Origin of the sequence: Ginsengibacter hankyongi (genome assembly GCF_008710285.1) — a bacterium.
Taxonomy (GTDB): domain Bacteria; phylum Bacteroidota; class Bacteroidia; order Chitinophagales; family Chitinophagaceae; genus Ginsengibacter; species Ginsengibacter hankyongi.
In genome coordinates this window covers 1,364,175-1,378,067 of record NZ_VYQF01000001.1, presented here as the reverse complement: position 1 = coordinate 1,378,067, position 13,893 = coordinate 1,364,175, and the positions used below count along the sequence as shown (strand labels likewise).

The 13,893-nt window shown below is 39.0% G+C and carries 8 protein-coding genes; all 8 read left to right on the top strand.

Annotation, left to right across the window (positions count from 1 at the left end; all coding sequences use genetic code 11):
* Positions 1 to 9: 9 nt before the first annotated feature.
* Entirely contained in the window at positions 10 to 1,275 is a 1,266-nt protein-coding gene (icd, locus tag FW778_RS05680; RefSeq protein ID WP_150413629.1) for an NADP-dependent isocitrate dehydrogenase, read from the top strand.
* Between the two features lie 64 nt (positions 1,276 to 1,339).
* Positions 1,340 to 2,569, top strand: coding sequence for an isocitrate dehydrogenase (NADP(+)) (locus FW778_RS05675; protein ID WP_150413628.1), 1,230 nt, complete (start codon positions 1,340 to 1,342; stop codon positions 2,567 to 2,569).
* Between the two features lie 390 nt (positions 2,570 to 2,959).
* Positions 2,960 to 3,328 (top strand): response regulator, encoded by a 369-nt coding sequence (locus tag FW778_RS05670; RefSeq protein WP_150413627.1) that lies wholly within the window; start codon positions 2,960 to 2,962, stop codon positions 3,326 to 3,328.
* A 119-nt stretch (positions 3,329 to 3,447) separates the two neighbouring features.
* Positions 3,448 to 5,289: a hypothetical protein gene (locus FW778_RS05665; protein WP_150413626.1), complete on the top strand. Its 1,842-nt coding sequence runs from the start codon at positions 3,448 to 3,450 to the stop codon at positions 5,287 to 5,289.
* On the top strand, positions 5,261 to 9,043 hold the full coding sequence (locus FW778_RS05660) for an alpha-2-macroglobulin family protein (RefSeq protein ID WP_150413625.1): 3,783 nt from the start codon (positions 5,261 to 5,263) through the stop codon (positions 9,041 to 9,043). The genes FW778_RS05665 and FW778_RS05660 overlap by 29 nt, the downstream gene beginning before the upstream one ends.
* A gap of 112 nt (positions 9,044 to 9,155) precedes the next feature.
* Positions 9,156 to 9,995: a DNA damage-inducible protein D gene (gene dinD, locus FW778_RS05655; protein ID WP_150413624.1), complete on the top strand. Its 840-nt coding sequence runs from the start codon at positions 9,156 to 9,158 to the stop codon at positions 9,993 to 9,995.
* Between the two features lie 318 nt (positions 9,996 to 10,313).
* Positions 10,314 to 11,363 carry a PDDEXK nuclease domain-containing protein gene (locus FW778_RS05650; RefSeq protein WP_150413623.1) on the top strand — a complete coding sequence of 350 codons (1,050 nt, stop codon included), beginning with the start codon at positions 10,314 to 10,316 and terminating at the stop codon, positions 11,361 to 11,363.
* Between the two features lie 41 nt (positions 11,364 to 11,404).
* Positions 11,405 to 13,795 (top strand): penicillin-binding protein 1C, encoded by a 2,391-nt coding sequence (pbpC, locus tag FW778_RS05645; protein WP_235906058.1) that lies wholly within the window; start codon positions 11,405 to 11,407, stop codon positions 13,793 to 13,795.
* Positions 13,796 to 13,893: the final 98 nt, after the last annotated feature.

Here is a 13,893-nt window from a genome sequence, read left to right as displayed (position 1 = left end):
AATAAAATAATGTCCAAAAAAATTAGAATGGGAGGTGATGGTTTGCTGATTGTTCCTGATAATCCTGTAATACCATTTATTGAAGGAGATGGAATTGGGCCTGATATCTGGAAAGCAAGTGTCCGTGTTTTTGATGCGGCCGTTGCAAAGGCTTATGAGGGTAAGAGAAAAATAGAATGGATGGAAGTGCTGGCCGGCGAAAAGGCGTTTAACCTTACAGGTGAGTGGATGCCTGCTGCAACCATGGAAGCCTTCAGGGAATACTTATTAGCTATAAAAGGTCCACTCACAACGCCAGTTGGCGGAGGAATACGCAGTCTGAACGTGGCTTTAAGACAGGAGCTTGATCTCTTCGTTAATTTAAGGCCCGTAAGATATTTTGAAGGAGTTCCGTCTCCTATGTGGCAGCCCGAGAAAGTTAATATGGTTATTTTCAGGGAGAATACCGAAGATATTTATGCAGGAATAGAATTTATGACCGGTACACCTGAGGCAAAAAAATTACTGAAGTTTCTGCAGGAAGAATTGAATGTGAAAAAAATCCGCTTTCCGCAAACAAGTTCTTTTGGTATAAAGCCGGTTAGTAAGGAGGGTTCTGAAAGATTGATACGATCTGCAATAGAATATGCCATTGTCAACAAATTGCCTTCTGTTACATTTGTTCATAAAGGAAACATTATGAAATTTACGGAAGGCGCATTTAAGAACTGGGGATATGAGCTAGCTGTTCGCGAATTTCCAAACGAAGTTTATACGTGGAATCAATGGGAAGCTACCAAAAAAGAAAGCGGCGAAGCAGTTGCCAATGAAGAAATGAGAATTGCACAGATTGGCGGAAAAATAATTATTAAAGATGCCATTGCTGATAATTTTTTACAACAGGCTTTATTGGCTCCGCAAAATTATTCAGTCATTGCTACGCTGAATTTAAATGGAGATTACATAAGTGATGCACTGGCCGCCCAGGTGGGTGGAATAGGAATTGCACCAGGTGCAAATATTAATTTTTTAACCGGCCATGCTGTGTTTGAAGCCACACATGGAACAGCTCCGAGATTTGCGAATACCAATACCATGAATCCTTCTTCGGTAATATTAAGCGGAGTGATGCTACTGGATTATATGAACTGGAAAGAGGCAGGCGAATTGATAACTAACGGTATAGGTAAAACGATAAAAAACAGGAAAGTAACTATTGATTTTTATAACCTGATGAAAGATGCAACACTTCTTAAAACAAGTGAGTTTGCTGATGAAGTAATAAAAAATCTGTAGTTAATTTGCATGATATTATTTTTAAATTTTACAGACATTTTTAATAAACAAAACCTTGAATTAAATGACAAAAATTAAAGTCGCTAATCCTGTAGTGGAACTTGATGGAGATGAAATGACAAGAATCATCTGGAAATTTATTAAGGACAAATTGATATTGCCTTACCTCGATCTTAATATAAAATATTTTGATCTTGGTATGGAGCACCGCGACGAAACCAATGACCAGGTAACTATAGACGCTGCTAACGCCATCAAAGAATGTGGTGTTGGAATTAAATGCGCTACAATTACTCCTGATGAATTAAGAGTGAAAGAATTTAAGCTTAAACAAATGTGGAAGAGCCCGAATGGCACCATCAGGAATATATTGGATGGGACTGTTTTTCGTGAGCCAATTGTAATAAAAAATATCCCGAGGTTGGTTCCAAACTGGACGGCGCCCATTATTGTTGGCCGTCACGCATTTGGCGATCAATATCGTGCAACCGATACCGTTATAAAGGGGAAAGGTAAGCTCACTATGAGTTTTACACCGGAAGGTGGCGGCGAAACGCAGACTTTTGATGTATATAATTTTAAAGGAGATGGTGTAGCGCTTTGTATGTATAATACAGATGAAAGCATACAAGGGTTTGCAAGAAGTTGTTTCAATATGGCGCTCAGTAAAAAATGGCCTTTATATCTTTCTACAAAAAATACAATTCTTAAAAAATACGATGGCAGGTTCAAAGATATTTTTGAAGAAATCTATCAAGAGGAATTCAAAACAAAATTTGATGAAGCAGGAATTACCTATGAGCATCGCCTGATTGATGACATGGTTGCCAGCGCTTTAAAATGGAATGGAAATTTTGTGTGGGCCTGTAAAAATTATGATGGCGATGTGCAAAGCGATACGATTGCACAAGGCTTTGGCTCATTGGGCTTAATGACATCAGTTTTAATTACCCCTGACGGTAAAACTATGGAAGCCGAGGCCGCTCATGGAACTGTAACCAGGCATTTTCGGGAATACCAGAAGGGAAATCCCACCTCAACTAATCCCATCGCTTCAATTTTTGCATGGACAAGAGGCCTTGCTTTTAGAGGTAAATTAGATAATAATGATGAGCTAATTAATTTCTGCAATACGCTTGAAGCAGTATGTATTGAAACGGTTGAAAGCGGGAAAATGACAAAGGACCTTGCTGTGTGCATTAGTGGTAGCAGGGTTTCGCACGGTACAGATTATTTATATACAGAAGAATTTTTGGAAGCGATTAACGAAAATCTTCAAAATAAATTGAAATAGTTTTGTCATTTTAAGAAATCTGTTGGTAAATGTTTTTTTCGGAATAAATTTTGAGGTTGATTAATAATCAAAAATTGAAACTGCTGATTTAAAAATGGGCATACTTATAATTTTTGACTTCTATTTTTAATAAACTTGGCTCGTCATACTGTTCATTTTTTAATGAAATAATTTAATATATATTAAGTGCTTTTTAAATCATTTTGTTGGTTCGATATAACAAATTTTAGAGAAAAAGCGTTAATGAATTATTAGTAGAAGAATTTATAACTATTCTATCGCAAAAAACTTTTATTATAAAAATGAAGAGAATTTTGCTTAAAAACAAAATGTCAATAATTAACTATCAATTTTCATATTCTCACCACTGCAATTAGATAAAAAATTATTATGTCCAAAATTCTTGTTGTTGATGATGATACTGATATCCTTTCGGTGATGGAAATACTTCTAACAATGAAAGGTTTTGAAGTAGAAGTTACCACAAAAGGCGAGAATACCTTTCCAAAAATTGAAACATTTAAGCCGGACCTTATTCTGCTGGATGTACTCATTTCAGGTCATGACGGACGAAATATTTGCAGGAAATTGAAATCAGATAATGAAACAAAACACATTCCTATAATTATGTTTTCTGCCCATCCTGGTGCCGCTGCCACTATTGCGGAATATGGCGCAGATGATTTTATTGCCAAACCATTTGATGTAACCAATTTGCTCCAAAAGGTAAAACACCAGCTTGGCTTAAGCAAAAACTAAATCTATAGCGGCATATTTCATTTTTAATATTCCGGCCTGGTTAAATTCTTTCAATTCATATTAAAGCAATTGGTTTACCTGATAAAAATTTGCGACTTTTATCATAAATCATCTTGCTAATGAAAGTCCTTTTCTTTATTGTCAATAAGAAAAATCGTTCCCTTATTTTTTTCTGCTTCATTTCTCTTTTTACAATATTTATTTCTTGCAATAAAAAAAATAAACTGGTAGAGGTTGATCCATCCTTCAGCCAATACATTGACGCTTACACCTCAGGAATTGTTTCTAAAACAACTTTAATAAGAATTAAACTGGCCGCGGACGCTTCCACCACGCACACTGTTGGAGAGCCAATTGATAAAGATCTTTTTAGTTTTTCACCCTCTGTAAAAGGAAAAGCAATTTGGCTCGATGCACGAACGATTGAATTTAAGCCCGATGGAAACCTGGTTCCTGATAAATTATACCAGGTAACTTTTAATCTTGGTAAAGTAACCAAGGTTCCTGCTAAGTACGAAGAATTTAATTTTAATATTAAGACCATTAAACCTGCATTTACCGTACAGGGTTTTGGCTTAAGAAGTAATGACCAGAAAGATAAAATGATGTTGTTAGGTGAAATTGAAACCGCAGATATTGAAGACAATTCATTGGTTGAAAAAATATTGACCGCTACAGAAAATGATAAGAATTTACAAATTAGCTGGCAACATAACGCTGCCGCCAAGACGCATAATTTTACCGTTACTTCAATACAACGGGAAACTACGGCGCAACAAATGCAGCTTAGCTGGAATGGCAAGCCATTAGGCATTGATAACGTAAACAGCAAATCTTTAGAAGTACCTGCTGTCGGAGATTTTAAGGTGCTGAATATTATGGCAATGAACGATGCTGAGCAATATGCCTCCGTTCAGTTTAGCGATCCCATTGCAACCGGCCAGGAGCTTACTGGCCTAATAACGATAAGTAATCAACCGGAAATAACTTATACGATAAATGGAAGCGAAGTAAAGCTATATACCGGCGATAATTTCAATGGAGATTATAACATTAGCGTAAACCCGGGAATAAAAAATACCTGGGGCGATACCTTGCAGAAAGGTTATGCTGCAAACGTATTTTTTGAAAACCGGTTGCCCTCCGTAAAGATACAGGGCAGGGGAAATATACTTCCTAAGTCCGGCCATCTCGTTTTGCCTTTTGAAGCGGTTAATTTAAATGCAGTCGACATCAGTATCATTAAAATTTACGAGAATAATATTCCGCAGTTTTTGCAGGGAAATGATTTAAATGGTGAAGAAGATTTGCGTCGTGTAGCCGTGCCCGTGGTACAAAAAACGCTACGACTTGATGATGATAAAACGCTTGACTTGCATAAAAAGCAAAACTTTTCTTTAGATATTGATAAGTTCCTGAAAACCGAACCGGGCGCCATTTACAGGGTTACCATCGGCTTCAGGCCCGATTATTCTTTATATACCTGCCATGCTGATTCTTCAGCCAATAAAGATGATGAAGATGAAGATAATTATAACGATTATTATGACAACGATCAACAAAATACCGTAGATGATAACGATGAATTCTGGAAGCGGTATAACAGTTATTACCCTTATGGTTATAATTGGAAACAGCGTGATAATCCCTGCTCAAAATCTTATTACAATAAAGATCGCTGGGCAACAAGGAACATTATCGCCTCCAATATTGGACTTACCGCTAAACGTGGGGCCAGCAATACGATTACAATTGCGGTGTCAGATATTTTGACAACCAATCCGCTTCCCAATGTGGAACTGCAGGTGCTCGATTACCAGCAACAAATAATTGCAAAAGTAAACAGTGATAATAATGGCTTTGCAACGTTTGATTGCAATCGGAAACCCTATCTTATTATAGCCAAACTGAATGATGAAAAAGGATATTTAAGTGGACGATGGCAGCAGCCTTCCGCTTAGTCGCTTTGATATTTCCGGTGAAGAGGTAAAGAACGGTATTAAAGGATTTGTATTTGGCGAAAGAGGTGTTTGGCGCCCCGGCGATTCCATGTATATCAATTGCATCGTGGAAGATAAGGATGGTAAACTTCCTAAAGATCATCCTGTGCAGTTTGAATTGTACACGCCACAGGGACAGTTATACAAACAAATAATTCAAACAAATGCCAATGAAGGCTTTAATGTTTTTAAAACAAAAACCCTGGAGAATGCACCCACAGGCAACTGGCTGGCCAAAATTAAAGTAGGTGGCGCCACATTTGAAAAAAGAATTAAAGTGGAGTCGGTAATGCCTAACCGGTTAAAAATTGATCTTGACTTTGGAACAAATCCTTTGCTTGGTAAAAATGCTTCAAACGCAGGGTCGCTCTCTGCACATTGGTTATTTGGCGCTACTGCAAAAAATTTAAAGGCGAAAATTGATGCGTCTCTTTTTATAAACCGAACAGCATTTTCAAAATTTGCAGGATACGATTTTTATGATCCAACAACGAAATACGCTACGCAAACCAAAACAATTTTTGATGGAACATTGGATGATGAGGGAAAGGCAACCGTAAAGCCAAACTTTGAAACGGATGACAATGCACCTGGAATATTAAATGCTAACCTCGCGATAAAAGTTTTTGAACCCGGCGGAAGTTTTAGTGTGGATAATGTTACGATTCCTTACAGCCCATACTCCAGTTATGTAGGTGTAAAAATGCCGGAAGGTGAAAAGCCCTGGGGATTTTTATTAACAGGGAAAACGCATACTGTGCAGATTGTTGATGTAGACAATCGTGGAAATCCTCTTACAGGCATACAGGATGTGGAAGTGCAGTTTTATAAAATTCAATGGCGCTGGTGGTGGGATGCAAGCGGCGATAACCTCAGCAATTTTACCCAGGATAAATACAACAAATTAATTAAAGCAGAAACCGTTCATTTAACTAACGGTGCCGGCAAATGGAACTTCAATGTTGGGGAAAATGATTGGGGAAGATATCTTGTTTTAGTGAAAGATATTAAAAGCGGGCATATCACTGGTGATGTGGTATATGTTGACGGCCCCGACTGGCAAAGCCGCAATAATACTGATGATCCCACTGCAGCCTCCATGTTATCATTTACAGCAGATAAAGAAAAATACAATGTGGGGGATGAGGTTACACTTACCATCCCGAGCAGCAAAGGCGGCCGTGGATTGGTCAGTATCGAATCCGGAAGTAAAGTACTCCGTTCTTTCTGGGTAGAGACTGAACAGGGCCAAACGTTAGTGAAATTTAAGGCTGAGGAAACCATGTCGCCCAATATATATGTAAATGTAAGCCTGCTGCAGCCACATGCGCAAACGATAAACGATTTGCCAATAAGAATGTATGGAGTGTTGCCGGTAATGATTGAGGATAAAAATACTTTTTTAAAACCGGTTATAAATATGGCCGGAACGATACAGCCGGAAAAGCAGGCAAGCGTTACCGTTAGTGAGCAAAATGGAAAGGAAATGACGTACAGTATTGCCATTGTTGATGAAGGATTGCTTGACCTTACCAGGTTTAAAACACCAGACCCGCATGAATATTTTTATGCGAAAGAAGCATTGGGAGTAAAGAGCTGGGATTTGTATGATTACGTGATAGGCGCTTGGGGTGGTAACCTGGAGCGCATTCTTACCATTGGCGGCGATGAAGGGAACAACGGCCCCATACAACCTAAAAAAGCAAACCGATTTAAGCCCGTTGTAGAATACCTTGGCCCTTTTCATCTTGGTAAAGGGGAGAAGGCAACGCATAATTTTACATTGCCGCAATATATCGGCTCAGTCAGGGTGATGGTAATTGCGGCTAACCGTGGCAGTTATGGAAGCGCTGAAAAGGCGGTTGGTGTAAAAAAACCGTTGATGTTGCTGGCTACTTTGCCAAGAGTGCTCGGGCCGGAAGAAACGATAAAAATTCCGGTAACCGTTTTTGCAATGGATAATAAAATTAAAAATGTACATGTTACGTTGCAAACAAACCCTTTCCTGGAGGTAACCGGCGCCAATTCGCAGGAAGTGAATTTTACCGAAACCGGCGAACAAATGATTTATTTTGATGTGAAAGTAAAGCCCAACGTTGGCATAGGAAAAGTAAAACTTGTTGCTGCCGGCGGCGGTGAAAAAGCAGATTATGATGTGGAGCTTGATGTGCGAAATCCCAATCCTTTTGTAACAAGGGTTAGCTCGAAGATATTGTCCGGAGGCGGGCAGTGGACTACCAGTGCAACGCCGATAGGAACTCTCTCAACCAGTAAAGCAGTACTTGAAATATCAGGCATTCCGGCAATGAATCTTGAAAAAAGACTGGACTATCTTATTGAATATCCGCATGGATGTATTGAACAAACAACCTCTGCTGTATTTCCACAGTTGGTATTAAACCAGCTGACCGATTTATCAGATTACCGTAAAGCGCAGATTGATAAAAATATAAAAGCCGGGATTGAGGCCATTCGCAATTTTCAACGCAACGATGGTGGTTTCAGCTATTGGCCCGGCGAACCCGAAAGTGATGAGTGGGGCACAAACTACGCCGGCAATTTCTTGCTGGAAGCACAGCAAAACGGGTATACCGTGGGTGAACAATTAATGCAGGAATGGAAGCTATTTGAGCGCAACAGGGCAACTTCATGGATGCCCACTACCAATAACTTCTATGGCGGCGATCTTACGCAGGCCTACCGGCTCTATTTGCTAGCGCTCGCAAAGTCACCGGAGTTGGGCGCTATGAACCGGCTGAAAGAATTTAAATATATTTCGCCCGAAGCGAAATGGAGGCTGGCTGCGGCGTACAAGCTGGCGGGCGAAGACAATACCGCATTGCAGTTGATCAGCGGGCTGCCGTTGACTTTTAATACCAACCATTCACCGGGCATTACCTATGGTTCTGATCTTAGAGATGAAGCCATGGTTTTAGAAACACTAACGTTGCTGGGCAGACGCACTTTAGCATCGGATCTTGTGAATACCATTGCTGCAAAACTTTCGGAAGATACCTGGTATAGCACGCAAACAACCGCTTATTCATTAATTGCAATTGCAAAATATTGTGGCAAAAATCCTTCAGGTTCAAAAATAATGGCAGGTGGCTCTGTAAACGGAAAAGCCATCAATATCAATTCATCTTCTTACGTAACGCAGTTGCCGCTGGATATAAGCAAAGGCGCAGCTAATATAACGGTAACGAATAAAGGCAGTAATACGTTGTATGTTCAAATCATTTCAGAAGGGCAGCCTTTAACCGGCGAAAACCTGCAGGTGCATAATAATCCCGCTATCCTGGGATTAAATGTAACTTATCTCACAAGAGATTTGAAACCAATTGATGTAACTAAAATGATGCAGGGCGCCGATTTTATTGCAAAGGTTACGGTTAGAAATCCCGGCAGGCGTGGTTATTATGAGCGGATGGCGCTTACGCAGATTTTCCCCAGCGGCTGGGAAATTTTAAACACCCGCACACAGGATGTTGAAAGCGCTTTTAAATCTTCCCCATTCGATTACCAGGATATAAGAGACGACAGGGTGTACACGTATTTCAATATAACTGAAAATGAGGCCCTCACTTATTATATACAACTGAATGCTGCTTACCTCGGTAAATATTTTTTACCTGGAACCTATTGCGGAGCGATGTATGATAATACCATTAATGCAGGAGTGAATGGGAAGTGGGTGGAGGTGGTGAAGGAGTGAAGAAGTACGAAATTCGTTAAAGGGTTGCACTGACTCTATAAATTGAGTCTTCAATCAAGTTTAGGATGCAAGTATTTAATTTATCGCAGGTTTAGTCTCGAACATTTTGAAGATGAAAAAAGAACAAACACATCAGCTATTTGAACAGTTTGAGCATGCATGTTACATTTATAAAGGTATTGAGTGCTGGAGTGCAAGAGAATTACAAAACATTTTTAATTATACTGACTGGCGTAATTTTTTAAAAGTAATTGATAAAGCAAAGGAAGCCTGCAAAAACAGTGGCGGGGAGGTTTCCCATCATTTTGTTGACACTACCAAAATGATAAATCTTGCTAAAGGGGCCCAACGTGAAATTGAAGACATTGCGCTTACAAGGTATGCCTGTTATCTTATCGCTCAAAATGGCAATGCGGCCAAAGCTGAAATTGCTTTTGCCCAAACTTATTTTGCTGTACAAACCCGCAGGCAGGAAATTATTGAACAAAGGCTATTGGACATTGCAAGAGTAACTGCAAGAGAAAAATTATCAAAATCGGAAAAGAAGCTTTCCGGTATTATTTACGAAAGAGGTGTAGACGACAGAGGGTTTTCTATTATCCGCAGCAAAGGCGACAAGGCGCTGTTTGGAGGATTTACTACTGGCGACATGAAGGTGAAATTACAAGTCCCGCGTACCAGGCCTTTAGCGGATTTCTTACCCACGCTTATTATTAAAGCAAAGGATTTTGCAACTGAACTTACCAGCCATAATGTAACTGAAAAAGATTTGAAAGGTCAAAATACTATTTCAAAAGAACATATTGAAAACAACCTGGCCGTGCGAAAAATGCTGATTGAAAGAAGCGTAAAGCCTGAGCAACTTCCTGGTGCAGAGGATTTAAAGAAAGTGCAGCGGAGGCTGGAAAACGATGAAAAGAAAGTTATAAAAGACGTAAAGAAAAAGAAATGAAGCTATTCTTTGGTTTGAGTTATGGTCAATTTGCCGACGACTGAAATTAGAATGATATAAAAAATTCAATCAAAATTTTATTTCCAAACAGTAATTTTTGTGAGCAACATCAAATTATTTGAAAGTAAAAAAATTCGCAGCCACTGGGTTGCAGAGAAAGAAACATGCTACTTTGAGGTTAGAAAAGAACTAACGGATGAATGGGAAAACAGGGCGTAAAAAAAGGACAACAATTTGCAACGCTTATCGATGTTATTACGCAGGCATGAGCTACTAAAGTAAAATAAGATAATTTTTGTTTTACATTTAAGCCGAAAAATGAACCCTAAACTAAAAAGTACAAATACACAATTAAATACAAAGCATTTGTTTGCTGTGGTTTGCCGGCTTATAAATGAAAGCAAAATATCAATTGCAGTTGCCGTAAATCAGCGCCTCACTGTCTTGTATTGGAATATCGGGAAAATGATAAGAAGTGAAATCCTTAATAATAAAAGAGCAGATTATGGGGAACAGGTTATTCATAATTTATCCAAAAAATTAACCGGAGAGTATGGCAGGGGATGGAGTAAACAACAACTTTGGAATTGTCTCTACACTGTAGAGATTTTTCCAAAAGAAAAAATAATCTCTACACTGTCGGGAGAATTAAGCTGGTCGCATTTAAAAGAATTGATTTACATAAAAGACAATTTGCAAAGGGAATTTTATATTCAATTGTGCAGAAGCGAACATTGGAGTGTGCGCCAGTTGAGAGAAAGAATAAACAGCATGTTATACGAACGTACCGCACTTTCAAAAAACCCGGAATCACTTATACGTAAAGAGCTTGCTGCACTTAGCAATAATGAACCTGTTTCACCTGATTTGTTTTTCAGGGATCCTTATTTTCTTGATTTTTTGGGATTGCATGACACGTTTAGTGAAAAGGATCTTGAAACGTCAATCATTGCCGACTTGCAGCGTTTTATTATTGAATTGGGTAATGATTTTGCTTTCCTGGCAAGGCAAAAAAGAATACAGGTAGATGGTGAAGACTACTATATAGATTTACTTTTTTATAATAGGCAGTTACAGAGATTGGTTGCAATTGACCTTAAGTTGGGCAAATTTAAAACTGCCTATAAATCGCAAATGGAATTATATCTTAATTGGCTAATTAAATATGAAAAGAAAGAAAATGAAAACACACCAATAGGATTGATTTTGTGTGCGGACAAAGCTGATGAGCATATAGAACTCCTCGAGTTGGATAAGGGCAATATAAGGGTTGCCCAATACTATACAAGTCTGCCATCTAAAAAATTGTTGCAGCAAAAGCTGCACCATGCACTAATAATGGCAAAGGAAAAACTGAAACCAAAATAACTTCTCAAAAAAATACGCCTAAACGGTATTTTCAAACCTGCATGTTTGCTCGCTCCATGTCAAAAATCCCTCTTAAAATAAAGTTTTTCTTTCTGATAGCTGTGGGTTTATACACCTGGTTTTACTTTTGTCTTCCTTCAAAATTATTTAATGCTCCCACAAGTTTTGTTATTGAGGATAAAGATGGCAATCTCTTGAATGCATCTATTGCTGCGGATGGGCAATGGCGTTTTCCTTACGATGAAAATGTGCCGGATAAATTTATAAAATGCATCACCACATTTGAAGATAAAAGATTTTATAGCCATCCCGGAGTTGATATAATTGCATTTTCAAGAGCAACTTTAAGGAATGTGAGAAGCAAGGAAGTGGTGCAAGGCGGCAGCACACTAACGATGCAGGTTATACGCTTAAGCCGCCATGAAACTAAAAGAAACATCTGGGAAAAAATTATTGAGAGTATTCAATCTGTAAGATTGGAATGCAGCTATTCCAAAAAACAAATCATGGCGTTGTATGCATCCGAAGCGCCATTCGGAAGTAACGTAGTTGGGCTGGATGCTGCATCGTGGAGATATTTTGGGCGCAGCCCTGAAAAATTAAGCTGGGGTGAAATGGCATCGTTGGCTGTTTTGCCAAATGCACCAGCGTTAGTACATCCCGGTAAAAACAGGCAGGTGCTCTTAAAAAAAAGGAATGCATTGCTGGATAAATTGCTGACGAATAAAATTATTGATCAATCAACCTGTTATCTTTCGAAATTAGAACCGCTTCCCGGAGAGCCGGTTTCTTTACCGCAACTTGCTCCGCATCTGTTGCAAAGATTTAAACAAGAAGCGCAGGTTAATAAAAGTTTGCCATCAAGATCTAAAACAACAATTGATATCAACCTTCAAAAAAATGTAATTGATATTTTAAATCAGCATCACAATGTTTTAAAAGGAAATGGAATTAATAATGCCTGTGCATTGGTGCTGGATGTTGAAACAGGAAATGTATTAGCTTATGTTGGGAATATTTATGATACCAAAAATGCAGAGCTTGAAAGTGATGTAGACGTTATAAAAGCGCCAAGAAGCCCCGGCAGCGCTTTAAAGCCGATATTGTATGCAGCAATGTTTAGTGATGGAATGATTTTACCCAACTCGCTTGTTCCTGATATTCCAACGCAGATAGGAGGATATGCTCCGCAAAATTTTGACCTGGGTTATGATGGCGCTGTTCCTGCGTCTATTGCGCTGGCACGCTCTTTAAATATTCCTGCGGTGAAATTATTGCAGCGATATAAATATCAACGATTTTATGATTTGCTGAAACAACTTGGAATTACAACACTCAATAAACCGGCAGATAATTATGGCCTTTCATTAATCCTTGGAGGTGGTGAAATAACCATGTGGGATCTTGCGGGAATTTATGCAGGTATGGCACGTACTTTAAATCATCAGAAAAAAAATAATGGAGTTGCTTTAAAAGAAGATTTTCATGCGCCCAATTATCTTGTAAGTAATAAGCCGATAAAAAAATCTGCGGATGATGTTATTAATTCTTTAGATGCCACGTCTATATGGTTTGCTTTCCAGGCAATGGAAGAAGTGATGCGTCCCGGTGAGGAAGGATTGTGGCAGGAATTTTCTTCATCACAACAAATAGCCTGGAAAACAGGCACGAGCTTTGGCTTCAGGGATGCGTGGGCAATAGGCGTTACGCCAAAATATGTTGTTGCTGTGTGGGCGGGCAATACAGATGGGGAAGGAAGGGCCGGGCTGATTGGTGTTCAGACTTCAGCTCCGATTATGTTTGATATTTTTCGTGAATTGCCTTCATCAAAATGGTTTTCAAAACCTGCAAATAATTTTGCTTTTATTCCGGTATGCCGTGAAAGTGGCTTTAGGGCAAATATTGATTGTCCGGATGTCGATACGATTATGGTACCAAAAAACGGGTACAGGTCACCGTTATGCCCCTATCATAAATTGATTCATTTAGACCCAACAGGCATTTACCGGGTAAATGAAAGTTGTGAATCTCCTTCCAATATGATTCACAAAAGCTGGTTTGTGTTAACGCCTGCGATGGAATGGTATTACAAACAGAAGAACCATGATTATAAACCACTGCCTTCGTTTAAGCCTGGCTGTGAGTTTGCCGAAACAGGAAAGCAAATGGAATTAATATATCCCGTACAAGGCGCTAAAATTTACGTGCCATTGGAAATAGATGGGAAACGTGGAAAAACAATTTTCACTGCCGCTAACCGGAAACCGGGAAGTAAAATTTTCTGGCATCTCGATGATGAGTATATTGGTACCACAATAAATTTTCATCAAATGGCTGCAAGCCCTTCTCCCGGCAAACATTTACTTACTATTGTAGATGAAAACGGGGAAAGCATTAGCAGGGAGTTTGAAATATTGGAGAAAGAGAAGTGAATACAATATGCGGTGTACGAAGTTTGATGTACGATGTTGTTAATGCAAAAAAATATGGTTCTTTTACAATCCACGCCCGGCGAAGGTTTTGTTCCTTC

Coding starts and splice junctions, on each gene's coding strand:
- icd (WP_150413629.1), top strand. CDS start 10: ATGTCCAAAAAAATTAGAATGGGAGGTGATGGTTTGCTGATTGTTCCT.
- FW778_RS05675 (WP_150413628.1), top strand. CDS start 1,340: ATGACAAAAATTAAAGTCGCTAATCCTGTAGTGGAACTTGATGGAGAT.
- FW778_RS05670 (WP_150413627.1), top strand. CDS start 2,960: ATGTCCAAAATTCTTGTTGTTGATGATGATACTGATATCCTTTCGGTG.
- FW778_RS05665 (WP_150413626.1), top strand. CDS start 3,448: ATGAAAGTCCTTTTCTTTATTGTCAATAAGAAAAATCGTTCCCTTATT.
- dinD (WP_150413624.1), top strand. CDS start 9,156: ATGAAAAAAGAACAAACACATCAGCTATTTGAACAGTTTGAGCATGCA.
- FW778_RS05650 (WP_150413623.1), top strand. CDS start 10,314: ATGAACCCTAAACTAAAAAGTACAAATACACAATTAAATACAAAGCAT.
- pbpC (WP_235906058.1), top strand. CDS start 11,405: ATGTTTGCTCGCTCCATGTCAAAAATCCCTCTTAAAATAAAGTTTTTC.